Below are 23672 nucleotides of genomic sequence, written 5' to 3'. Positions count from 1 at the left end.
TTCGTGGCGCGGAGTGACCATGACCAAGAAGAATTGGATGGTCACCACGCCCGGCCACAAACCATTCCCGATGATACTTCTTGAGTGCGCCCTCGATCACGACGGCGCGCTTGCCTTTGCCCGGTCGATCTGGCCGAGCTGTACAGTGGAGTAACACATGACAACCAAGCAACCCGACTGGGAGGCGATCGAACGTGCCTACCGGGCCGGGTCGCTTTCGGTACGAGCAATAGCCGAGAACAACAGCCTTACAGAGGGCGCGGTACGCAAACGAGCCAAGAAGGAAGGCTGGACCCGTGACCTTGCGCATCAAGTTAAGACTGCTGCCCGCGACAAGCTGGTACGCAACTCGGTACGCACGCCAAGTACGCAGCCGCGTACCGATGCGGAAATCATCGAGGAGGCATCTGATCAGGCTGCGTCTGTTGTGCTGGCTCATAGAGTTGGTTTGGCTCAGTGGCGATCAATAGCCGACAAGCTGTCTGTTGCTCTGGCCGAGATGGATGTGGGCGAGGACAACATCGGGGACTTCTCGCGTGCGTTGAATGCTGGCGTAGATGCACAGCTCAAAGTTATCAAGGGCGAGCGCCAGGCCTACAACCTGGATGCCGAGGAAGGCGACAAGACAGTCGACACCCTGGCCTCTCTGATGGATGAACTATCGAAGGAAGCCTGACATGAAACCCGAGCACATGAAGCTGCTCAGGGATCGGTTCTGGCGACTGAACAACCTGTACTTCATTACCGACAAGAACGGGAAGAAAGTCCGCTTCCGGATGACGCAGGAGCAAATCGACTACTTCCAAGGCATGCACACCCGCAACATCATCCTGAAGGCTCGTCAGCTCGGCTTCACGACGCTGGTCTGCATCGTCCAGCTGGATGCCGCGCTGTTCGAGTCGGCCAAGTGCGCGTTGATTGCCCACACCCTGAACGACGCCAAGCGCCTGTTCCGTGAGAAGATCAAGTATGCGTATGACAACCTTCCCAAGGAAATACGCGCTGCCAACCCTGCTTCTAACGATGCTGCTGGTGAGCTTGTGTTCAGCAAGGGCGGATCGCTCTACGTGTCCACATCCTTCCGGGGCGGGACTCTACGGTATCTGCACGTATCCGAGTTCGGGAAGATCTGTGCCAAGTTTCCCCACAAGGCCAGAGAGATCGTCACCGGGGCATTCGAGGCGGTCGCCGCCGATTGCTTCGTTACCATCGAGTCGACGGCAGAGGGGCGGGCGGGTTACTTCTTCGATTACTCGCAGAGCGCAGAGAAACAGCAACTGTCCGGCGTACCGCTGGGCAAGCTGGATTGGAAATTCTTCTTTTTCAGCTGGTGGCGTAACCCGCTGTACTGGCTGGACCCGACCGAAGTCATCATTCCTGACCGGCTAACCAACTACTTCAACGAGCTGCAGGCAAAGCACGGGATCGTCACGAACCCAGGTCAGCGCGCGTGGTACTCGGCCAAAGAGAAAACACTCGGCGACGACATGAAGCGGGAATACCCGTCGATACCCGCCGAAGCCTTCCAGCAGTCGATTGAAGGCGCGTACTACGCCAAGCAGTTCACCAAACTTTACGGTTCCCAACGCATCGGCGTGCTGCCTGACAACAGTCATCAGCCTGTGCACACGTTCTGGGACATCGGCGTTGGCGACTCGACCTCGATCTGGTTCGTCCGGATGGTGGGCGAGGAATACCACGTCGTCGACTTCTACCAGAACAGCGGTGAAGGCCTGCGCCATTACATGAAGGTTCTCAAGGATCGCGGCTACGTCTACGGCGAGCACTGGGGGCCGCACGACATCGACAACCGGGAATTCAGCAGTGATGCCAAGACCCGGCGCGAAATGGCGCGTGAGGGCTACGAGATCGACGGCCAGCACTATCGGATGACCTTCCAGGTTGTTCCGAAGATCGGTGTGGACGACGGCATCGACCAGGTGCGCGAGATCCTGCCGCACTGCGCGTTCGACGAGGCCAAGTGCGAAGAGGGCATCACCTGTCTGGAAAACTACCGCAAGGAATGGGACGACAAAAAGGGTTGCTGGAAAGACCGGCCACTTCATGACTGGTCATCCCACGCTGCTGACGCATTCCGCTACTTCGCTGTAGCCAAGACCAAGCGCGCAACCATGACCCACATCCCTGTCACATTTACCTTCTGAGGCTATACGCAATGCCCAACTACAGCACCACACGGCAGGAGTACAGCGATGCCTTGCCCGGTTGGCAGCTGGTCAAGCGCTGCGTAGCTGGCCCGCGCGAGGTCCGCAAGTACGACGAGTACCTGCCTATGCCGGACCCTCTCAACCAGTCGGACGAGAACAAGGCCCGGTATCAGCAGCTCAAGAAACGCGCCATGTTTCTGAACGTGGTTGGACGGACTCGCACCGGCCTGCTGGGCGCAGTGTTCCGCAAGACTGCTGAGGTTGAGCTGCCGGCACCTATCCAGTACCTGCTGGAGAACGCCAGCGGCGACGGAGCGAGCCTTGAGCAGCTGAGCAAGGAGTCTGTCGGCGAATGCATGGACACGGGGCGTGGCGGCTTTCTGGTGGACTTCCCGAAGGTTGAGCTGCCAGAGGGGCAAACGTCTCTCACAAAAGCTCAATCGGCAGGCGCTCAGGCGTTCATTCATTTCTACCCGGCTGAGTCCATCATCAACTGGCGCGAGGACGTCATCAACGGCGTGAAGCGGCTGGTGCTGGTCGTGCTGCATGAGAAAATCAATGAGCCCACCGAGGACGGATTTGAGTTCACAGCCAAGGATCAATACCGGGCGTTGATGCTCAAGGGTGGCAAGTACGTCCAGAGCGTGCATTCATCGGACAACCCTGAGGGTGACGAGGTTGAGCCTACCGACAAGGCTGGCAATCCATTCGATCACATTCTGTTCCACTTCTTCGGCGCTCAGAACAACGACGCCAGCATCGACAAGGCCCCGCTTGAGGACCTTGCCGACGTGAACATCCTTCACTATGGCAACAGCGCTACGGTGGAAGAGGCTGGATTCATCGCTTCTCAGCCAACCCTGTTCATCACCACGGACATACAGCCTGAAGAGTTCATCAAGCTGAACCCGAACGGTATGCACATTGGGTCAAGGCGCGGCCACAACCTGGGCAAGTCAGGTTCGGCAATCATGCTGCAGGCAAAGGAAACGCAGCTGGCACGGGAGCTGATGAAGGATAAGGAAGAGCAAATGCTCATGATCGGCGCCCGAATCGTCCAGCAGGGCAACGGGGCCGAGACGGCAGAAGCTGTTCGCATCCGTTACAGCTCTGACAACTCAGTTCTGGGCACGATTGCCGGGAACGTGTCCGAGGCTATCAAGCTGGCTCTGTTCGACGCCCAGCGCTTCATGATGGATGCAGTGGACATCAAGGGAACCGTGTTCTGGCTTAATCAGGAATTCTTCGATCAGGTGATGGACGCTCAGGCGATCCTGGCTCAAATGCAGCTCTGGCAGCAGGGGATCATAGCCAAGACCGACTTCCGCACGAACCTGCGTCAAGCCGGCGTACTGGAGTCGGACCGCACCGACGACGATATCGACGAGGACCGCGAGGCTGAAGCGCCTGTACTGGGCAGTGAGCCGGACGAGCCACCAGTGACCGGTGAAGGCAATGAGCAGTGAAGGCTATCTGATCGACGCCACCACCCGGCACCAGATATACGTCCAGCGGCACGCAGGCAGCAATCTCAAGGAGGTGGCTAAGTTCATCACGCTTGCCATTGCGACCGCCAAGGATCGCGTATCAGCGGGATTGAGTGTCTACGGCACCAAGCGGTACGAGAAGCAGATAGAAGTGCTGCAAAGCGATTTGCGGGGCATCTACGCTGAAATGAAAGGGCAGGCACAAGCCGACCTAAGCGACTTTGCAGTCCATGAGTCCGCATTCAGCGCTGCAATGCTCGGCGCTACGGTGAGCGTTGGCGTTCAGGTCAGCACGCCGTCGGCTCGGATCGTCGTTTCGTCCGCACTGACAAGGCCTATGGCGCTGGAAGCCCGAAAGAAGGGCGTCCAGAAGATCAGCATCAGCGGCGCGCTTGATCAGTTCGGCAGCAAGAAGGCCGCCGAGATCATCAGCGAGATTCAGATCGGGGCCGCGCTGGGTGAGACCACTCAGGCCATCGCCAAACGCATCAGAGGTCTGGAAATGCTGCAACGCGAACAGGCGAGAGCGCTGGTCCGCACGGTCACAAATCATGTGGCCAGCACGGCACGCATGGAGACGCTCAAGGCGAACGACGACATCCTCAAGGGTTGGCGGTGGATATCCACACTGGATAGCCGCACGTCGCACATGTGCCAGGCCCGTGACCAACAGCTGTACGGATGGGATGACCCCAGACCGCCCGGCCACTGGAATTGCAGGTCAAGCGCGCTGCCAGTGCTGAAAGACCAGTATGCGCGCGACATACCAGGCTCAACGAGGCCCTCAAAAGGTTCGGATGGAACCGAGCCGGTATCCAGCAAGGTCACCTATCAGTCATGGCTGGAGCGCCAGCCCGCCGCGTTTCAGAAGGACGTTCTCGGTCCGAGCCGTTATGCCTTGTTCTCGAAGGGTGAGCTTACCCTCGACCGATTCGTCGACGACAACGGGCGAACACTGACGCTTGATCAACTGAAAGCAAAACAGCCTGCAGCATTCGAGCGCGCAGGACTTTGAACCGACCGGCCATGAGCCGGTTTTTTTACGCCTGAGGTTGTGCCGACGGCAAATCATCCGGGGGATGACATGAAGTACAAGATCGACAAAGCAGCATTTGACGCGCTCGAACCATCCATGCAGGCGTTCTACAAGGCGCAGGGCGAGGATTACGTCCTGGCAATTGAAGGCCTGCCCAGCGGCGGCGAGGATCTGGAAGGCCTGAAGCGCCAGAACCAGACCCTGCTGGACGAGGCCAAGGCTGCCAAGCAGCGTGCCCGAGATGCCGAGCAGGCCCAGCAACTGCGCGAGCAGGAAGCAGCAAAGGCCCGCGGTGACTTCGAGCAGCTGTTCACCAGCAGCGAACAAGCACTGGCAGCAGAGCGCGCCAAGCTGGCCGAACTGACCAGCACCATTGAGCGCCGCGATCTGTCCTCGGCAGCATCGAAGGTTGCAACCGTCATCGCTGATGGTGAAAACGCCGAGATCCTGGCCGAGTTCATCCAGCGCCGGCTGAAGGTCGTCGAGGGTCAGGTCAAGGTCACGGATGCCCAGGGCAATCTGACCATCGCTACTCTGGAGGACCTGGCGAAAGAGTTCGAACAAACACCACGCTACGCATCACTGGTGCGCGGCACGCAAGCGAACGGTGGCGGGGCTACCGGGGGTAAGGGTGGCGGGGCCACCAAAACGTGGGACCAAATGACCGGTATGGAGCGCGTAGAGCTTCGCCGAACCAACCCCGCCGAGCATGCGCGCATGAAAGCCGCTGCTGAGGCCAAGCAAAAAGGAAATTAAGCAATGCCAACCATTCTCGCCGACGTAGTCTTCCGCGACGAGCTGCGCGACTACATCACCGTCAACAGCGTGGAAAAAACTGCGTTCTTCGAGTCGGGCATCCTGACATCGAACAGCGACATGTCCACGCTGCTGGCCAGCCCTTCCAACACTTTCACCATTCCTTGGTGGGTTGACCTGGATGCGTCCATCGAGTCGAACTACTCGAACGACGTGTACACCGACATTGCTGTACCGCTGTCGGTAACCAGTGCTTCCATGCAGGCGCGCGCGGCGTACCTCAACGAAGGCTGGAACTGCATGAATCTGGTGAAGAACATCACCAACCAGGACCCGCTTGAGTTCGTTGCAGGCCGCCTGCTGAGCTACTGGCGTCGTGCGGCCCAGCGCCGTGCCATTGCTACTGTCGTGGGCATCTACAACGACAACGTGGCCAGCAATGGCGGCGACATGGTCATTGATGCGGGCGGTGTGATCAACGCAGCAGCGATCATCCGCGCCAAGGCCACCATGGGCGACTATTCCGGCCAGCTGGGCGGCCTGAGCGTCATCGCGATGCACTCCGCCGTGCAGACCGAGCTGCAGATCCTGAACTTGATCGACTTCACCCCGATCGCTGACCAGGTTCCCGAGTTTGGCCGCTTCCAAGGTATGCGCGTCGTCGTTGATGACTCCATGCCGGTGATCGCTGGTACGCCGAATAAGTACCTGTCGGTGATCTTCGGCCCTGGCGCGATGGGCTTCGCTGAGGAAACCCCTCCAGGCGAGGACGGCCTCGAGTACGACCGCACGCCTGATCGCGGCAATGGTGGCGGTGCCGAAACGCTCTGGAACCGTCGCAACTTCGTCATGCACCCCCTGGGCTACTCGTTCCTGAGCGCCACCATCACGGGCACACCGACCACAACTCGCCCAATCTCGGCGAACTGGGCCGACTTGGCGCTGGCGACCAACTGGGAGCGTAAGTGGAGCCGCAAGCAGGTTCCTCTGGCCTTCATCACTTCCACTGTCTCGGCGTAACCGAGCGCCGGCCTCACGCGGGGCCGGCCGACCTGAAGGAGAAAGATCATGGCTGTAGCACAAGACAAGCACATCGACCCGAACGTGAAAGCGCGCTGGGGTTTCGGTGGCGCTGAAGGCAGCATCACCGTGGGCCCTGAAACCGTAGGCGAAACCGGTGGCGTCGAAAGCGCGCGCACTGAAGCTGACGAGTCGGCAGCACGCAGCAATGGCGGCGGCGATAAATCGGAAGGCAACAAAGCTTCCACCAGCAAGACGACCAAGTAACACCGGGGCTTCGGCCCCACTCATTCAATTCGGAGGCCTGATGGCTACCTACATCACCGTGGCAGACGTTGACGCCGCGCTGGGTGCCACCTGGGCCCCCGAAGACCAGAAGGCCAGGGCGGTCATGCAGGCCAATGCATACATGACGTCTCTGAGCCTGGCAGGCGTCGATATGGAAGCGATCCCTGAAGAGGTCAAGCAGGCGGGCATCGAGATGGCCAAGCTTGCGGCCGAGGGAAAGCTGTACCAGCAACAGACCGAGGGCACTCTTGAGGCTAAGACCGTCAAGGCTGGCCCGGTGACCACCAGTAAAACATTCGCGTCAATCGACACCAGTAAATCAACCTCGCTTCCGGATGGCCTGCAGTTCGCTCTGGCGCTGCTGTCCCCGTGGCGATCCAGCGCATTTAGCTTCAACGTCTACAGGTGAGCCATGGGTATTCGAGATGAAATCCAGGCTGATATGGCTGAGGCCTTCGACACTGATTTGGCAGATGCGGTAAAGACGTTCAGCGGTGGGATTACGCTGCCCGGAACGGTTAACCCAGTCACGGAGGCTTCTACCCCGGGCGTAGTGGTTGCGTACAGCGGGCGAGGGGTTTTCGCAGACTACCGAATCGACCTAATCGACGGTGAAAGCATCAAGGCCACCGATCAGCAGTTGATTGCCCTCACAAATGAGGTGATCGGTGGTATCCCGCAGGTGGGCCACAAGATCAACGGTTTCGACGTGATCAACGTCCAGAAGGACCCGGCCGACTGCATCTATCAAATCCAACTGAGGCAAATCTGATGGCCGGATGGAGCACGCCCCCCACAGCGTTCATCGCCCAGATTGAAGGCGATATGACCAAGCAGTTGAGAATCATCGCAATGGCGCTCCTGGGTGAAATTATCAGCCGCTCCCCGGTGGACACCGGCAGGTTTCGAGGAAATACAACGGTCACGATTGGCTCGCCAGTGTTCTCAAACAGCCAAACTCTGGACCCGACCGGAGCAGCCACGATCAGCAAGGGCGCTTCGGTTCTGGCTGGTCTCAAGCCATTTTCGATCATCTACATCCAGAATAATTTGGTTTACGCCGAAAAATTAGAGAACGGCCACTCCAAGCAAGCCCCCAATGGAATATTTGGACTGGCGTTCGCTGGCGTCGCTGCTGCCTATACCTGAGGTCGTCTCAAGTGGTAGGGCGGAGAGCCGCATTCAGGCACAACAACATGGCGCCAAGCCTTTCCGAGATTAATGTCTGCGATGCGCGGGCCGGAAACACAGAAGTCGATTGCAATTACCTTCTGCTGCTCTTTGGTGTGAAGCCGGCGAATGATTACCGCGACATCGGCCTCGGTCAGCTTGGCAGCGCCTTTCTTGGAACCCACAGGGCAGTTCATAAGGTCCAGGCTCATTGCATGGGCTGTATTCGCTTTGCTGGTAGTCCATTCAAGGTTTTCAGAGCGGTTATTCGATTTATCCGCATCAATGTGATTGATCACAAAGCATCCTTCAGGCTGTTCGCAGAAAGCGGATGCGACCAGCCTGTGCACCAACTGAACGTCACGCTTGGCGGAAACACTCAGAGAAACCATGAGATATCCAGACATGGGGGTCTGTTTCAAAATACGGCCTTTGAGCGGCCTGACAACGCCATCACTGCGAAGGATCTGACGATCCAGTGAGCGGATTCTGCCAAGGGTTGATGCTTCGTAAAAAGCTTCATACCCGGGAATGGGCTTCCAGATTTCTTGCACGGTAACTCTCCATCACAGAGTTCTCATCGTAGGGAGGGCGCAGCAGGGCTGACGATGAATCGGCCTTTTCGGGAGCGACCCTAGCTGCACCCTGAATTATACAGGATACGAAATGACCTACGAACAGATCCGCCGGACCATCACGGCGCGCATGGTGGCGTTCACCGGTATTGATCAGGAGCGCATTTTTTACCCAAACGCTCAGTACCCCGCTCAGAACCAAGACAGTTCGGGCGTGTTCAAGCCACCTGCCGAAGGCCTCTGGTGCCGCCTGAACATCCAGCACGCCACCGCCTTCATGGCCGGCATGGCCGACCAGCCCTACACCCGCAAGCCCGGCATCATCGTCGTGCAGTGCTTTGCCCGGTTACGCACCGGTATGCGCGGCCTGAATGAACTGGCCGATGCACTGGAAGCGCACTTTGCCTACTGGACTGAAGGCGATCTTGAGTGCATCGAGGCCAGCCAGGTCGACGCAGGCGAGTACGAAGGCTTCTATCAGATCAACGTGAATATCCGGTTCCGCGCCGGTTGAGAGGAATTATGCAAAGTCATAACTACGTGCCAAACGTATCTGGCTGGAAGCTTGACAAAGTAACCGGTGAATTTGAAATCAACTCGCCTAAGATTTCTGTCGGCAGCCTGCCTGAGCAGCCTCAGATGATTACCGTTACAGCTGGCGAATGGGCGGCGAGCGATCTTCCCGCTAGCGCGATCGAACACTACGCCTTCATCGGCGCAGAGATATTCAAGATCCCCGCCGAGTATCGTGAAAGTGCGCAGCTCACGACTCAGGATGAGTCATACGATCCAGGCTTCGCTGATATCCGCACCACATTGACCTACCAGCGCCCTGAGACTGCCGACGAGGCAAAATCGCGCGCCAGTGCGGCCAGACTTCCTGAATACTCGATCAAGAAGCAAGGTGACACGCTCACATTTCTCTATGATGGCGTGCCCCGAATCGTGCTGGGCAACCTCGACAAGGCCGACGAAAAGATCGAGACGCCATTCGCCGTTGAAGGCGATCAGGTCTCCCTGGCCCAGGCGTTCATCGACGCTGGCAAGCTTTCCCCAGACTGGGGTTTGCGGACCACCACCAACGCCGCAGGACAGATGATCGTGGCTGGTGTGGGAATGGATCTTGATGAAGATCCGATTGAGAAGTTTGTTGACGCACTGGGGCGCACCGGTTGCGATGCTGAAAATGATAAATCGAAGCTGGCGGATCAGTTCCGTTCAGCAATCAGCGAAACCGAGCTGGGCAAAGCCCTGGCTGCCAGGATCGAGCATGAGATCACCACCAGAGTCAGTGCCGACACTCAGCTTGCTGCCCGGATCGGAGCGCTTGAAGTTCACGCTGCCCACGCCAACGAGATGCTGGATCGATTGTTCGATTGTGTAAGCCAGTTGACCGCCGTAGTGACCTCCAAGTAACAGCCAAGCAATACCGCCAACCCCGCCTTGAGCGGGTTTTTTTATGCCCGCAGAAAGGAGACTCACATGAGTTCCGGCGCAAAAGTCGTTTCACACATCATCAAGGAGGTGACGCCCGGCGTTACCCCCAACGGCACCTGGGATACGCTGCGCCTGACCGGTAACGCGCTGACCCCGACCGTCAACACCGAAGTCAGTGACGAGATCACCGACACCCGACTGAGCCAAGGCTCTGTGGCCACCAGCATTGATATCGGCGGTGATCTTTCTGCCGAGTTCTCGTTCGGCTCGTTTGACCAGCTTCTGGAGGCCGCTTTCTACGGCGTCTGGACGGGCGACGTGCTGCGTGTAGGCGATACTCGCAATACCTTCAGCATCGCCAAGGGTTACAACGACATCGGCGTCTACGGGGTTTTCAAGGGCGCTCACGTGTCTACCTTTGCGCTGGAGATTCCGGAAGAAGGCAAGGTCACCGCCACGTTCAACATGGCGTGCCTGGACTACACCGACAGCGAGACGCCGATTGTCGTGACGCCGAACGCGCCGACCACCACGCCGTTCCTGTCGAACAACAACGTAGGCACGATTCTGGTGAATGGTCAGTCGCTGGAAGGCGTGGCCTGCGTATCGGCCATGACCATCAATCTGGACAACAGCCTGCAGACTCAGCGCTGTCTGGGTTCGGAGCGACTCGGCCCGGGTGCCCACATCGCCACCGAAGCGGCCATCACCGGCAGCATCACGCTGGCATGGTCCAAGCGCGCGTGGCAGATCTGGAAGAACACCTTCACCCGGCTGCCGATCGCGGTCGAGTTCCCTATCACCGACTCGCTGGGCAACAAGTACACGTTCAGCTTCCCGGCTGTGGAAGTGGACGGCGAGCTTCCCAACGGCGGTAAGCGTGACCTGATCCAGATCGAGCTGAACTACACCGTGGCCAAGCAGAGCCCGACCATCACTCGACTGGCCGCTGATCCAGACGCGTAAACCTTTTGACCGCTCCGGTGATAACGCCTGCCGGGGCGGTCCTTTTATGGCGTGGCGTTGAGGTTGCATCATGGCTCTCAAACTGAAGAACAAAGAAGCGGCAGACACCGCTGCGAAGTGGTTCGATTTCGACAAGGAAACCAAAGTCCTGCTGGTCTCGCTGGACAACACCGAATACCAGATCGCCATGGAGCGCATGCGCCGCCGTGTCGCTCGCAACGACGCCCAGTTCCAGGAAGGTGACATCGGCATCATCCAGGGCGAAAAGACCGAGTACGTCAATCACTGCCTGGCCATCGCCTCGTTCTTGCTGAAGGACTGGACCGGTGCGGTTGATGACGAAGGAAACGAAGTCAAGTACACCGCCCATATCGGCGCTCAGATGCTCGAGGACAATGTTGAGTTGTTCATGTTTGTGCTGAAGTACAGCGGTGAGCTGGCCATCTCGAAGAAGGAAGAGCAGGTAGAGACACTGGAAAAGCCATTGCCCGCTTCCAGTGGGAAAGCGAGTGGGCGGGGCCAGAAGCAGAAAAGCGCAAGCTGATCTTCCAGCGGTTCGGCATGACCGTACCAGATGAGCCGCCCCAAGACCCTATCACCGCATACCTGCTGAACACGTTCAGGGGAGTGTGCCGGGGGCGGCGCTACATCTCAGGTATGGGCGGCGTATTCCCAATGCCGCTTTCTGCCCGCGAGATATCGGACTGGCTGGATGCGCGACCCTCTCCGATTCCCAGGGAAGAGGTCGATGATGTGATCTTCGAGCTGGATCGTATGTTCATGGATCAGGACGACGAGGAAGAAGAGGATTAACGGTCGTTCGCCGTTGCGCCCGATGATGGTAGATTGCTGCTATTCACAAGGAGAGTAAATGATGCGATCGGCTTTAACTGCACTGGTGCTTGGCTGTCTTTCTCAAACTGTTTTTGCGGCAGACATTCTGTATTTTTCTTGCCCGGCACTCGACAAGAGCGCGGACGACTTGCTGGTTGTAATTGATCAGCCAAACGGCAAAGCGTCGCTGCAAAGCGAAAAAAGTGGGTCCGGGCTCAACTTCACCTCATCTGCTTCGTTTGGGCCAAAGCAAGTTACATGGCGAAGCGATTCTCGCAGCTACCCCCAAAAGTTCTCTCTTGATCGCGTAACCCTTACGCTACGAAGAGAAACCTCAAGTGGGATGACCGGAACTGTTTACGAAGAAACGTCCCCATGTTCGATGGTTAAGTCTCCGGGAAACACAAAATTCTGAAGTTCCGACAAAAAAACAAGGCCACCTACGGGTGGCTTTTTCATTGGAGAAGAATATGGCCCTCACCTCACGCCTCGCTATTGAGGTAGATAGCCGCAGCGCCGAGCAGAAAGTGAACGATCTTCGTCGAGGTTTGCAGGCGCTGAACGATGCAGGCTTGAGGACTGGGCCGATAGTTTCCGGTGCAGGCAATGCAATTAATGGCGCTGGCCAAAATGCCAGATCAGCTGCCGCTCAGGTTCAAAGCCTCGAGCGTCAAGTAAAGTCGCTCGGCAGTGTTGCCGCTGGCATCGCTGGACCGCTCGCGGCTGCGTTCAGCGCCAAGGCGTTCTACGACGCAGCCGAGGCATACAGCACTCTCACGAACCGCATGAAGCTTGTGACTGATGGTGCCGGAGAGCTTGCGGCTGCCCAAAAAGCAGTTTTTGCGATATCGCAGAGCTCTTATCAGCCATTGACCGCAACTGCGGAGCTATATCAGCGTATCGCGACCAATCAGAAAGAACTGAAGCTTACTGGTGAGGGCGTGGCCGGTGTCGTTGGTACGATCAGCAAGACTTTGGCTATCTCTGGCGCGTCTGCGGCATCTGCCAACGCAGCGCTGATCCAGCTTGGCCAGGCATTTGCGTCGGGCGTGTTGCGCGGCGAAGAGCTGAACAGCGTTATGGAGCAGGCCCCAGCATTGGCGCAGGCCATTGCTACGGGTATGGGTAAAACGGTTGGAGAGCTGCGTACGCTTGGCGCTGCCGGCCTTCTCACTGCCGATGCCGTAGTCAAAGCCCTGCAGTCTCAGCAGCAGGCCGTCGACCAGCTTTTCGCCAGAACTGCGGTGACGATCGGCAACAGCATAACCGCGCTGGACAACTCGTTTACCCAGCTGGTCGGTAAGATGGACCAAGCCAGCGGCGTCAGCGCGTCGATATCGCACGCGCTGGTATCTGTGTCCAAGTCGATGGACGACCTTACAAAGGATTCATCCTCTACCTATCTTCTGCTTTCCAGGGTTTCGAATGTAGCGGAAACGCTTGCCTACGTGCTTGGTGGTCGCCTGGCAATAGCAGCAGGTCAAGCTACCGTCGGCTTGGTGGCTGCCACCAAAGCCTCGTTGACGCAGGCGGGGGCTCTTGCGTACTCAACCACGATGAGCCTGAAAAACGCCGCAGTGGAGGCGGCCTCGGCAAAACAGTCACTATTGAGTGCTCAGTCCAAACAAGCAGATGCTACCGCCATGCTTGCCAGGGCAAACGCCGAGCTGGGTCTCGCCGAGCAAAAAGTGGCAGCCGACCGAGTTCGTCAGCAGTCCGAAATCAACAACCTAAAGTCTGTTCAGGCAACGCTCGCAGCAGAGCGGGTGTTAGAAGAGCAGCGTTTAGCTGCCCAGATCAGCGAGCAGGGGCGTGCCGCAGCCAGGAACCGCATGGCATTGGCTCGACTTGATGAGGTGGCAATCATCCGGCAGGTACAGGCCGCCGAAGCCGCTCTCGCAGCAACAACCATCGCTACTTCCGCACAGATTCAATCAGCTTACGCTGGCCGGACGGCTGCTGCCGCTTCTTACGCCGAGACAACGCTGGCGCTCAACGCAGCAGTTCGGGCCTCTGAGGTGGCGACTGCCGCGACAACCACCGCCAGCAAGGCAATGCTGATTACGGCAGCAGCAGGGCGCGGGCTTCTCGCATTACTGACAGGCCCTGTTGGCCTGATTGCTTTGACCGGCGCCGTCGCATACTCGTTTCTGAGCGTTGGCGACAGCGCCAAAGACGCCTCAGCGTCGCTTGTCAGTCATAACGCAACCGTTGCCGAGTCGATAGAGAAGTACAAAGCCTTGTCGGCTGAGCAGCAGCGCCTACAGAAAATAACGTGGGCAGAACAACAGGCTAAGGAGCTGAAAACAGCTGAATCGGCGCTGGATGATTTCACCTACAAAATTCAAACAGGCATCGTACTCGGGCCGTTCGCCGCACAGTTCCGAACCATGATTGACGAGGTTAAGGCGGGTAAACGCCCACTGGACGATGTAACAAAATGGATTCAAGAGAACAGCAACGCTACTCCGGCTTTCATAAAGACGCTTTCCGAACTGGCTGTAACCCAGCAAGAAAGCAGCAAAAGCTCTGCTGATTTCGCAGCAAAACTTGCTGGCGTTGATGCTGCAAGCAAGGCGCTGACCGGCAGCACCACAAGTCTGAGCGCTGCTCAGGCCGGTTCAAGCACCCAAACAAAAGCCCAGCTCGGCGAGTGGCAGAAGTACATCGCCAAACTGACAGAGTCTCGCGATCTGGTCGGGGCGAATGAAAAAGCAATAGCTGCTCACCGCGCTGAACAGATGGGGCTTACCAAAGAGCAAAAAGCACAGTCCATTCTTGTGGCTGAACAAAAGGACCTTTGGGAGAAATATCAGGACGCGGTGAAAGAGGCTGACAAAGTTCAGCAGGCCGCACTCAGATTGCAATTGCTTGCCACCTATACCCAGCAGCAGGCCGCTGAGGATGCAGCGGAGGCTGTTAAAAGGAGTCATGAAGACGCCGCCAAAGCAGCAGAGACAAGCGCTAACAAGCAGATTGAACAAATGCAGCGGGTCATCAATGCGGCATTGAAAATTCAGGGCGGCCCACAGATTGACCTTGGCATAAATAAAAACGCTAAAGGGTATGGTCTGCTGACAAATGGCGGAGTAGCTCCGGTCGCTCCAGCCCCCGTCAAGTTGACCCCGCAGCAGCGGGTAGACGCGCAGATCAGGCAAATCACAGAAGGCACCAAGCCCAACAAGAACGCTGGAAGGGAGAAGGCGTTTCAGGAAGATGCTGGCACGAAGATGCTCGACGACGCGCGCCAGCGCTACGCGGTGCTGGTCGCACAGAGCAAGGAGCTGCTGAATCAGGACGGCACCATCAAATCGATAGGGGCAGAGCAGAAGAAGCTGGTCGAGCTGGAAGCTGAAATTGCTCAGCTGAAGGAAAAGAAAACGCTCACCGCCTCGCAAAAGCAAGTTCTGGCCATGGCCGAACTGAACATTGCGCAGCAGAAGCAAAACGCCAGCCTTGAAAAGGAAGTCGAGCTCAGGAAGCTGGCTGCTGAGGAAACTCAGAAGATGATTTCCTTTCAGGCCAACCTGAACAGTCAGCTCTCTAAGGAGCAGATCGGCCTGAGCAACAGCCTAGCAGGCCAGGGCATGGGCGATCAGGCGCGCGCCCGACTTCAAGAGGAGTTTGCGATTCAAGAGCAGTACCAGTCCCAGCTGGACAACCTGTTGCAGCAGCGCAACGAGGGGAAGATCAGCCAGGACCTGTACAGCAAGGAGACCAACGCGCTGAATGCTGCGCTGCAAAGCCGCCTGGCGATGCAGCAGAAGTATTACTCGGACGTCGACAAAGCCCAGTCCGATTGGACCCTGGGTGCCAGTTCGGCGCTTGAGAACTACCTCGAGCAGTCGCGCGACGTGGCCGGGCAGACCAAGCAGCTGTTCACCAACGGCTTCAGCAACATGGAGGATGCTGTCCTCAAATTCGTAAAAACCGGGAAGGCCTCGTTCAAGGATTTTGCTGACGGGGTGGTTTCTGACTTGATCAGGATTCAGCTCAGGCAGGCGGCGGCGGGTTTCCTCAGCACTGCATTCAGCGCCCTGTCGGGTGTTGGCGGTGGCGCTGCGGCCACATCGTCATCGGCGCTAGGCGCTTCGGCGGCGGGGTACGGCTCCAAATATGGCTTCTCCGACGGTGGCTATACCGGTGACGGCGGCAAGTTCCAGCCGAAAGGCGTCGTGCACGGCGGCGAGTTTGTCGTGAAAAAAGAAGTGGTCAGTCAGCCCGGCGCGCGTGAGTTCCTGGAACGCATGAATGCCAATACCAAGGGTTACGCCGACGGAGGTTATGTCGGCAGCTCGGCAGTCGCGGCAAAAGGATCTTCGCAGTCCACAGGTTCGTCTCCGTCAAATGTACCGCCAATCACCCAGTACATCACTGTGGGCGGAAATGTTGACGCAGCCACGAAAGAGGATGTGACCCGATCCACCTACGACGGTGCGAAAGCTGCATACGACATGGTGCTGAACGACTTCAAACGAAACGGACCCATCCGCCAGCTCGCAGCCAGGCGCTAATCAATAAGGAGTAACGCATGGCTCTCACGTGGCCTGCTTCGCTGCGCCCGTCAGAAATGAGCTGGGGCATCGTCAACAACAGCCGGGCGTTCACTTCGTCGCTTTCGAACGCCCAGCAGATCGTTGGCTATCCCGGCGCGTACTGGCAGTGCACGCTGACCTTCGGCCTGCTCACGCGGGCTCAGGAGCGCGAGCTTTCATCGTTCCTCGGCAGGCTGGACGGGATGTTCGGAACGTTCAACCTGCCGGACTTCACGCGGTACCGGAAAGTGAGTATCGGCGCGCTCAGCGTGGTCAGCGGTTTCGCCCAGGCGCGCAGCATGATCATTGCTGGCGCCCCGGCCAGCTCTCCAGTCTTCAGTGCCGGTGACTACATCACCATAGCTGGAGAGATGTTTGAGGTGACCGACCCGGCATCGTCGAACGCCCAAGGACAGGTCACGGCGCTGCTCAACAAGCGTATTCGGAAAACGCTCACGGCAGGGGCAGCGGTTGAATACATGAACCCCTACTCGGAAATGCGCATGACCTCTGACACATGGTCGATGACGCGCCGGCCAGTGGTCGCCAACGGCAGCTATCAATTCAGGGAGGCATTCTGATGCCCTCAGCTTTCCCTTTCAGCCAGAGCGTGGTGGATATCATCGCCACTGGCAAATTCATGCCGGTATACGCCGTGCAGCTGGACTTCGCAGACGGCATGGTGTTCGCCCACACCGGAACTGGTGAGCTTATCGTCGACGGCATCACCTATGAAGGCGTGGGCAATTTTGGCCAGGTCAGCCAGTCGCAGGAAAGCGACAACTCCGGTTCGCCCATGTCGGTGGACCTGACGTTGAGCGGGCTGGACTCCTACATCCTGTCGGAAACCAACGTGCGCGGCTGCCGGGGCCGAATGGCTAAGGTCATCTTCGTGGTGTTCGACGAGGCCGGAAATTACGCCGCAGACATCCTGTTTTCCGGGCGGATGGACGCCGCCAAGTTCTCGTTCGCGGGCAATGGCCAGGACGGCAACACCATCACCGTCCCGGTCATCGACCGCATGGCCGAATGGAGTCGCACCGGCACCGAGCGCTGGACTGACGAAAACCACCGCGCCCGGCACCAGGGCGACCGATTCTTCTACGCAATCGCGCAAATGTCCGAATGGCCCATCTACTGGGGGTCTGCCAAGGATGCGCCGACCTTCACCTACGGAAGTTAGATATGCGCAATCGAGACTGGACCACGCGTCTGCATGAAGTGATCAAGGCTGCCCAAGGGCGGCCTTTTTCATGGGGCGAATTTGACTGTTGCCTGTTCGCCGCCGACTGCGCGAGCGCCGTGTGCGGTGTCGATCCCGCAGAACAATACCGGGGCACCTACAAAACCGAGTCTGGTGCCAAGCGTGCGCTGAAGAAGCGTCACGGCAGCCTGGAATCTGCATGGGACGCGTGCTTTGCAAGGGTGGCAGTCCCTTTCATCCAGCGCGGCGACGTCGTGATGTACGAAGCGCCTGCAGGCCGCAGCATGGCCGTGTTCTGGGCTGGTGATTATTGGGCCACGACCGATGACGGCGTTGCTCGAGTTGTGTGTGAGCCGCTGGCGGCGTGGAGGGTTGAATAATGAGCAGTGGTGTCAGAAAACTGGCTCAAGTCGCCGTCGGTGCTGTCGTTGGCTTCGCTCAAGGCGGCCCATGGGGCGCTGTTGCTGGTGCCGCACTCGCTTTTTATGCATCTGAGCAACAGGAGAAGCTCAACACTAAATCCCCGCTGCGCGACAACGAGCCATCCGCCCAGACAGTGAGGTCGTCCAAAGCGCCGATCCGTTTCATCCTCGGCCGTGTGTCCACTGGTGGCGTGCTGGTCTGGGCGCAGGAGCAGTCAGGCACCCTCACAGAGGGCGAGCAGCTGCACCTCGTCTACGTGCTGTGTGAAGGCGCCATAGATGGTCTTGAAAATATCTACCTCGGCGAAGAGGAAATCAGCACATACGGCGAGTTCGCCAGCTATGAGCTGATCGTCAATCCGACAGAAGTGAACGCATTCCTCAAGGCCAACTGCCAGGACTGGAAGGACAGCCAGATCGGGCGCGGCCTGTCGTTCGTGCGCATAACCCTGAAGTACAGCGCCGAAAAGTTCCCATCCGGCATCCCTGACACCCGCTTTGTGGTCCGTGGCCGGAATGACATTTACGACCCGCGCACAGGCAACAACATCTACACCGCCAATACCGCGCTGCACATCCTCTGGTTTCTGCGTAACCGCTGCAACGTGCCGGACGACGAGATCATTTTCGAGACATTCGCCAGTGCAGCAAACGTCTGCGATGAAGCGCTGACCAATGCCGACGGCTCTGTCAGCCAGCGCTATCGTACCTCCTGCGTGATTGGTGCTGATGAGCAGCGCCCGGGCGTGCTGCAGAAGCTGGAAGCGTCATGCGCCGGCAAGCTTATCCGCGTCGGCGGCCGATGGATGCTCCAGGCAGGTGCCTACTACGGCCCGTATGACTTCGAAATCACCGAAGACATGATCATCGGCACTGTATCCGGCAGCACCGAGTCGACCAACGATTCCGCCATCAACACGGTGCGCGGCACGTTCATTGATCCTGAGCAGTCTTGGACCGAGACGGATTACCCAGAGGTCAGCGTTTCCGAATGGATTCTTGAGGACGGTGGCGAAGCTGCTGAGACGATGACGTTCTCCTATGTGACCGACGCATATCAGCCGCAGCGCCTGGCGAACATCTCCCTGCGTCAGCGCCGGGCTGGCGGGGCAATCAGCCTGCCGATGAACTTCTCAGGCTACAACTGCCGACCTGGCCGCGTCGTGCGTGTGAACTTGCCATCCCTGAACATCCTTGGCGAGTTCATCGTCTCTGATTGGTCGATGGGTGACAACGAAGGCTGCACGGTTCAGGTCAAGCAATACGAGGCGGCAATCTTTGATGACGCCGTGGGCCAGCCCTACAACCCGCTGGGATTCATCAACCTGCCAAGCGGCGGCCTTGGGTCGCCCACCGGCCTTGCATGGTCGGCTGGCGATGCTGCTGAGGTGGTGCAGGGCGTACTTTCGTGGGTTCCACCGCAGGGCATCGTCACCTCGTATGTGGTGACAGTCCGCCAGGGCGGCGGTGTCGCGCAGTCACGCTCGGTGCCCGCCACTGCCAACACGCTTGCCATCAACGGATTGGCGTCGGGCACATACACAATGAGTGTGGCTGCTTTGGGTCCTATGGCTCGTTCCGGAGAGGCCTCTATATCGGTGAGCATTCAGGGTCCTCCAATCCCGGAATCCTGCGTGGTGCAGTCCTCGATTGACAGCATTGTGCTGATCCCGCAGAACCCGAACCACGGCTTGAATGGCGGGACCTACGAGTACTTTTTCAGCACCAACCCAAATGCAACATCGGGCACGGCGCAGTACCTGGGGCAGGGCCTGTCGTTCACTCACAACGATTTGGCGTTCTACACAAACTATTACTACTTCATCCGCTCGACCAACGCATACGGGAAGAGCGCCTTCCTTTATGTGCCCGCGGCGACTTCGAACGATGTGTCGGCTTATCTGGCTGCCCTCGGCGGGAAGATCAGCAAGACCGAGCTTGCGCAGAACCTACTTTCAGAGATTGAGCTGATCAGTGGCGACGGACCTGGCTCAGTCAATGAGCGCATGGAAGAGCTGAAGGCTGAGATCGGGGAAATCACCGACGCTCTGGTCTACGTGCCGACCGACCCCTACGTGCGCGACAACACCGTGCGCGTGGGCGACAACCTCTGGACGGCCATTGCGGCGGTGCCAGCGGCTGCCGATGGGTCCAACGGTCCGCCGAACCCGGCGTACTGGGTGAACAGTGGTCAGTCGATCCGCACGGCCAACGCTCTGGCAGCTCAGGTAACGAAGAACACCGCAGACATCACCACGGTGGACGGCAAGACCAGCGTTACCGCCAGCCAGCTACAGGCGGTGCAGGCTCAGTACCGGGCTGATAGCGGGGAAGGCGATCTGCTGGACGCTCTCAAGGGCTGGGACAGCACGGCCAGTGTGGCGCAGGAAGTGAAGGTCAGGGCGGAGCAGGACTTTGCACTGGCACAGCGCACGACGGTGCTGGATGCCAGGGTGGGCGGCACCGAGTCGAAAATCAGCATCGTTGAAACTGCTCAAGCTACGGATCGGGAGGCTACCACCCAGCAAATTACGAACCTGACGGCGACTGTTACCACGAACCAGACAACGGTTCAGGCGGCCATTCAGTCAGAGGCAACCGCCAGGGCGAATGCCGACGGCGCGCTTTCGACGACGCTATCTCAGGTTCAGGCAACAGCGAACGACGCAAGCTCTGCTGTTCAGACAGTCAGTACGGCGCAGGCGACCACCAACGGCAAGCTGAACGCGATGTGGTCCGTCAAGATGCAGGTCGCAGCAAACGGACAGTACATCGCCGCAGGCATTGGGCTTGGCATCGAGAACACCGCAGCAGGCCTGCAAAGCCAGTTCCTGGTCAGTGCTGACCGTTTTGCGGTGGTCAATTCCATGGCAGGAGGCGCGATTTCTGTCCCGTTCGCTGTGCAGAACGGCCAGGTATTCATCAACTCTGCGTTCATCCAGGACGGCACCATCACCAACGCCAAGATCGGCAGCTACATCCAGTCAAACAACTATGTGGCCGGAAGCACCGGATGGAAGCTTTGGTTCGACGGGACGTTTGAGATCAATAGCGCTCTGGGCAGCGGCGGTCGCCAGGTAATAAATGGCGCAGGCGGCAAGGTCTTCGACCAAAACGGTGTGAAGCGCTATCAGTGGGGGAATCTTGACGCATGAGTTTTGGGGCCAGGGTATGGGATGAAAGCGGCAACGTGGTCATGGACACGACCACGTTCACTTATCAGGTTATTTGGAAGGGGGTTATTGATTTCAGTGACACGTCCGGATCAACGGCAAAGGTAATCACGCTGAGCATCCCTGGCTTTGATCCGGCGAACTGCATCTTTATGGTCATCCCCACAAGGGCGCAGGACATTCAGTCCGCCGAGGGCGATGCCACCGGCAACACCAAGTCCTATCCGTACGTGACCACGTCGGCTGGCCAGGTAGTTCTTAGGTCAGCCAACCCGTCAGCCAATCTCGGCAACACCAACCAGACGCGCATCGTCGCAAAGGGCTTTGCAGTGAGGTTCAAGACATGAGCTTTGGCGTTATCAGCATCAATGAAAGCTCTTTTGTGCAGATCGATTCGGAAACGCCTCGGCTCTGCGTGCTCACGAAGGGCAGTTATTCAGGAACAACAAACGCTAATGTCACCTTTCCGCGTGCGGTAACAAGTGCTGATCCGCCTCTGGTATTCATCAGGCCCGATCAAAACGGCATCGTTCAGGTGCCGATATCGGTGTGGTTCACTGGCGGTCCTGGCAATTGGACAGGCTTCGCAATGAAGGCTTCAAACGTCCAAAGCACGTTGAGCGGTCAATACTTCATTGCCGCATGGGCATCAATGGGTACTGCATTGTTTGGTGCGCGAATATGGGGTCCGGGAGGCGAGCTTGTATATGACAGCGGGGCACCGCCAGTCGTAGTGACGTTTGCTGCTGGTAACTGGACATATGTGGGCAGCGAGCAACTAAGTGTTGGCCAGCGTTACAGGTGGAGCATTGATAAATCTCTCGGCGTTGGGGAATTTATCTCCATAAACTCGTTCGCCTTCCATTGCCATAACGGGTCAAACGGTGGCGGTTGCGCCATCGGTGTGGATTACGCCAACTCGAAAATAATGCTTTACAGCCTCGCAACAACGGCATGGACCGATCAGGGTCACAGGCCATTTCTCTGCGCAAAACTTACCGCCTAAATCAAGGCGTCTTTTAATTAGGAGTCTTCAATGCCTTGGTATAAAGCCGGGACGGTTTCCGTCACCCAAAATTCGAACGCCGTTATTGGTAGCGGTACGGCCTTCATTGCAAACAGCCGTGTAGGCGACGGATTTCGCGGCCCTGACGGCGGCTGGTACGAGGTAACCAACATCGCCAGCGATACCGCGATGTCGATTTCTCCGAACTACCAAGGAGCAAGCAACAGCGCGGGCGGGTATGCACTCGCGCCACTGCAGGGCTACGTTAAAGAATCGGCTGATGCTTTGCGGGCACTGGTAAACCAGTTCGGCACAAAGCTGGCGGCACTCGGCACCACCGGCAACTACGACACGCTTCCGGTGGCCAAGGGCGGCACTGGCGGAGCAAACCAAGCTGATGCGCGTGCTGGGCTGGGCTTGGGCTCAGTGGCTGTAGAGAGCACAGTCCCGGTCGCGAAGGGCGGTACTGGCCGAACCGATGGAAGGGTACTTTTATCGGAGGTTGGAGTTCAACAGGCGGCTGCGCTCTACAACGTGCAAGGCATGTACATGGGCTGGAACTCTGGTTCACAGGGTGAGGGCCACTTCGTTGTAAATCGTGGCGGCGGCGCTGGCGGGTTCAGCTGGCGAACTGTTAACTCTGATAACAGTGCTACAGGTCCTGCAATGACGCTTAGCTATGAAGGCGCTTTAAAAGTTCCTCTCTCTATACAGGTTCCACAGATAATCGGGCTAACTACTGCTCTTTCATTAACTCAAGGAGGTACTGGAGCATCAAATGTAGGCTCGGCAAGAGATAACCTTGGCCTCGGGAATTCAGGAGCTCCTACATTTAGCGGTTTAGAGCTAACTGGTGGCGCTTACATAGACTTTCACTTTCAGTCATCTACAGCAGATTACACAAACAGGATAATTCCTCTTTCTGCTGGTAATCTGGGTATCTCGTCTGCCAGCGCTCCAGGATTGGTATTTGGCGCACAGTTCTATCCAAACTCTGACGGAATTATAAACTGCGGAACATCTACGAATAGATTTGCAGCATATTTCGCCGTAACTGGAGCAATCCAAACATCAGACGCTAGGGAGAAAACCACAGTATCACCTATGTCCGGCCCTGAGCTGTCAGTATCAATGCTTTTAGCAAGGGAGATAGGAACGTACAAGTGGCTGGAAGCTATTGACAAAAAAGGAGAGGAAGCACGACTTCATATTGGTATGACTGTTCAGCGCTGCATTGAAATAATGGTTGGCGCCGGAATAGATCCAATGTCTTACGCCTTTATTTGTTTTGATGAGTGGGGTGCGCTCCCGGAAGAGTCAATTGAGATAATTAAGGGAAATATCTATTCGGCTGGAGAACTTATTCAAAGCAACGCTAATTATTCTGAGTTCGACAAGTACAGTGAATTCCCTGCTTTCACTTGGGAGGAAACCAGTCGCGAGGTAGTGATAACTCAGAAAGCTCGGGAAGCAGGTAATCGATACGGCTTCAGATACGACCAACTGGCTCTGTTCATCGCTCGCGGACAGGAAGAGCGGATAGCCCGCCTAGAGGCCGCAATCGCTTCAGCGCAGTAGAGCCAAGCCCGCAGCAC

General features: G+C 57.7%; 26 protein-coding genes. 25 read left to right on the top strand and 1 reads right to left on the bottom strand.

Features of this window, described 5'->3' with window-relative positions:
- Positions 1-19 precede the first annotated feature (19 nt).
- From BLR16_RS28920 to BLR16_RS16315, 11 genes are all read left to right on the top strand, one after another.
- On the top strand, positions 20-154 hold the full coding sequence (locus tag BLR16_RS28920) for a hypothetical protein (RefSeq protein WP_256333072.1): 135 nt from the start codon (positions 20-22) through the stop codon (positions 152-154).
- Positions 155-157: 3 nt separating this feature from the next.
- Positions 158-676, top strand: a complete 519-nt coding sequence (locus tag BLR16_RS16360; RefSeq protein ID WP_092194405.1) for a hypothetical protein — start codon at positions 158-160, stop codon at positions 674-676.
- 1 nt (position 677) lies between these two features.
- Positions 678-2165, top strand: coding sequence for a terminase large subunit (locus tag BLR16_RS16355; protein ID WP_092194403.1), 1488 nt, complete (start codon positions 678-680; stop codon positions 2163-2165).
- Positions 2166-2176: 11 nt separating this feature from the next.
- A complete protein-coding gene (locus BLR16_RS16350; RefSeq protein WP_092194401.1) occupies positions 2177-3634 on the top strand; it encodes a DUF4055 domain-containing protein in 1458 nt (485 codons plus the stop codon).
- Positions 3624-4670: a minor capsid protein gene (locus tag BLR16_RS16345; protein WP_092194399.1), complete on the top strand. Its 1047-nt coding sequence runs from the start codon at positions 3624-3626 to the stop codon at positions 4668-4670. The genes BLR16_RS16350 and BLR16_RS16345 overlap by 11 nt, the downstream gene beginning before the upstream one ends.
- A gap of 69 nt (positions 4671-4739) precedes the next feature.
- Complete coding sequence (locus BLR16_RS16340) at positions 4740-5447, top strand: hypothetical protein (RefSeq protein ID WP_092194397.1); 708 nt, start codon at positions 4740-4742, stop codon at positions 5445-5447.
- 3 nt (positions 5448-5450) lie between these two features.
- The gene (locus tag BLR16_RS16335; protein ID WP_092194395.1) at positions 5451-6467 is read left to right on the top strand and encodes a hypothetical protein; all 1017 of its coding nucleotides are present in this window, start codon (positions 5451-5453) and stop codon (positions 6465-6467) included.
- Between the two features lie 48 nt (positions 6468-6515).
- Positions 6516-6734, top strand: coding sequence for a hypothetical protein (locus BLR16_RS16330; protein ID WP_092194393.1), 219 nt, complete (start codon positions 6516-6518; stop codon positions 6732-6734).
- A gap of 40 nt (positions 6735-6774) precedes the next feature.
- Positions 6775-7164, top strand: a complete 390-nt coding sequence (locus tag BLR16_RS16325) for a protein singed (protein WP_092194391.1) — start codon at positions 6775-6777, stop codon at positions 7162-7164.
- Between the two features lie 3 nt (positions 7165-7167).
- The gene (locus BLR16_RS16320; protein WP_092194389.1) at positions 7168-7527 is read left to right on the top strand and encodes a hypothetical protein; all 360 of its coding nucleotides are present in this window, start codon (positions 7168-7170) and stop codon (positions 7525-7527) included.
- Positions 7527-7904 carry a hypothetical protein gene (locus BLR16_RS16315; RefSeq protein WP_092194387.1) on the top strand — a complete coding sequence of 126 codons (378 nt, stop codon included), beginning with the start codon at positions 7527-7529 and terminating at the stop codon, positions 7902-7904. Before BLR16_RS16320 ends, BLR16_RS16315 begins: the two co-directional genes overlap by 1 nt.
- On the opposite strand, the gene BLR16_RS16310 is transcribed toward BLR16_RS16315, so the two are convergent.
- Complete coding sequence (locus BLR16_RS16310; protein WP_092194385.1) at positions 7895-8479, bottom strand: NUMOD4 domain-containing protein; 585 nt, start codon at positions 8477-8479, stop codon at positions 7895-7897. The two genes, BLR16_RS16315 and BLR16_RS16310, sit on opposite strands and share 10 nt — an antisense overlap.
- Positions 8480-8591: 112 nt before the next feature.
- Between BLR16_RS16310 and BLR16_RS16305 the strand changes: the two genes are divergently transcribed.
- The 14 genes from BLR16_RS16305 to BLR16_RS16245 all read left to right on the top strand — a co-directional run bounded on the left by BLR16_RS16305 (position 8592) and on the right by BLR16_RS16245 (position 23655).
- Positions 8592-9014 (top strand): phage tail terminator-like protein, encoded by a 423-nt coding sequence (locus BLR16_RS16305; protein WP_092194383.1) that lies wholly within the window; start codon positions 8592-8594, stop codon positions 9012-9014.
- Positions 9015-9022: 8 nt separating this feature from the next.
- Positions 9023-9916 (top strand): hypothetical protein, encoded by an 894-nt coding sequence (locus BLR16_RS16300; protein WP_092194381.1) that lies wholly within the window; start codon positions 9023-9025, stop codon positions 9914-9916.
- Positions 9917-9982: 66 nt separating this feature from the next.
- A complete protein-coding gene (locus tag BLR16_RS16295) occupies positions 9983-10903 on the top strand; it encodes a phage tail tube protein (protein WP_057404419.1) in 921 nt (306 codons plus the stop codon).
- Positions 10904-10973: 70 nt separating this feature from the next.
- Positions 10974-11447, top strand: coding sequence for a hypothetical protein (locus BLR16_RS16290; protein WP_092194379.1), 474 nt, complete (start codon positions 10974-10976; stop codon positions 11445-11447).
- 17 nt (positions 11448-11464) lie between these two features.
- Positions 11465-11716, top strand: coding sequence for a hypothetical protein (locus BLR16_RS16285; RefSeq protein ID WP_092194377.1), 252 nt, complete (start codon positions 11465-11467; stop codon positions 11714-11716).
- Between the two features lie 58 nt (positions 11717-11774).
- Positions 11775-12152, top strand: a complete 378-nt coding sequence (locus tag BLR16_RS28180) for a hypothetical protein (protein WP_129446459.1) — start codon at positions 11775-11777, stop codon at positions 12150-12152.
- A gap of 55 nt (positions 12153-12207) precedes the next feature.
- The gene (locus tag BLR16_RS16280) at positions 12208-16251 is read left to right on the top strand and encodes a phage tail tape measure protein (protein WP_092194375.1); all 4044 of its coding nucleotides are present in this window, start codon (positions 12208-12210) and stop codon (positions 16249-16251) included.
- A 17-nt stretch (positions 16252-16268) separates the two neighbouring features.
- Entirely contained in the window at positions 16269-16853 is a 585-nt protein-coding gene (locus tag BLR16_RS16275; RefSeq protein WP_092194373.1) for a hypothetical protein, read from the top strand.
- Positions 16853-17455, top strand: coding sequence for a hypothetical protein (locus BLR16_RS16270; protein ID WP_092194371.1), 603 nt, complete (start codon positions 16853-16855; stop codon positions 17453-17455). The genes BLR16_RS16275 and BLR16_RS16270 overlap by 1 nt, the downstream gene beginning before the upstream one ends.
- 2 nt (positions 17456-17457) lie before the next feature.
- The gene (locus BLR16_RS16265) at positions 17458-17856 is read left to right on the top strand and encodes a DUF6950 family protein (protein WP_092194369.1); all 399 of its coding nucleotides are present in this window, start codon (positions 17458-17460) and stop codon (positions 17854-17856) included.
- Complete coding sequence (locus BLR16_RS16260; RefSeq protein WP_092194367.1) at positions 17856-21053, top strand: phage tail protein; 3198 nt, start codon at positions 17856-17858, stop codon at positions 21051-21053. Before BLR16_RS16265 ends, BLR16_RS16260 begins: the two co-directional genes overlap by 1 nt.
- Positions 21050-21418, top strand: a complete 369-nt coding sequence (locus BLR16_RS16255) for a hypothetical protein (protein ID WP_092194365.1) — start codon at positions 21050-21052, stop codon at positions 21416-21418. Before BLR16_RS16260 ends, BLR16_RS16255 begins: the two co-directional genes overlap by 4 nt.
- A complete protein-coding gene (locus tag BLR16_RS16250) occupies positions 21415-22077 on the top strand; it encodes a hypothetical protein (RefSeq protein WP_092194363.1) in 663 nt (220 codons plus the stop codon). Before BLR16_RS16255 ends, BLR16_RS16250 begins: the two co-directional genes overlap by 4 nt.
- A 30-nt stretch (positions 22078-22107) precedes the next feature.
- Positions 22108-23655, top strand: a complete 1548-nt coding sequence (locus BLR16_RS16245; RefSeq protein ID WP_074808289.1) for a tail fiber domain-containing protein — start codon at positions 22108-22110, stop codon at positions 23653-23655.
- Positions 23656-23672 lie beyond the last annotated feature (17 nt).

The sequence above is a fragment of the Pseudomonas sp. BS3767 genome, assembly GCF_900099665.1.
Taxonomy (GTDB): domain Bacteria; phylum Pseudomonadota; class Gammaproteobacteria; order Pseudomonadales; family Pseudomonadaceae; genus Aquipseudomonas; species Aquipseudomonas cerasi.
This window is presented reverse-complemented; position numbering and strand designations above follow the sequence as displayed.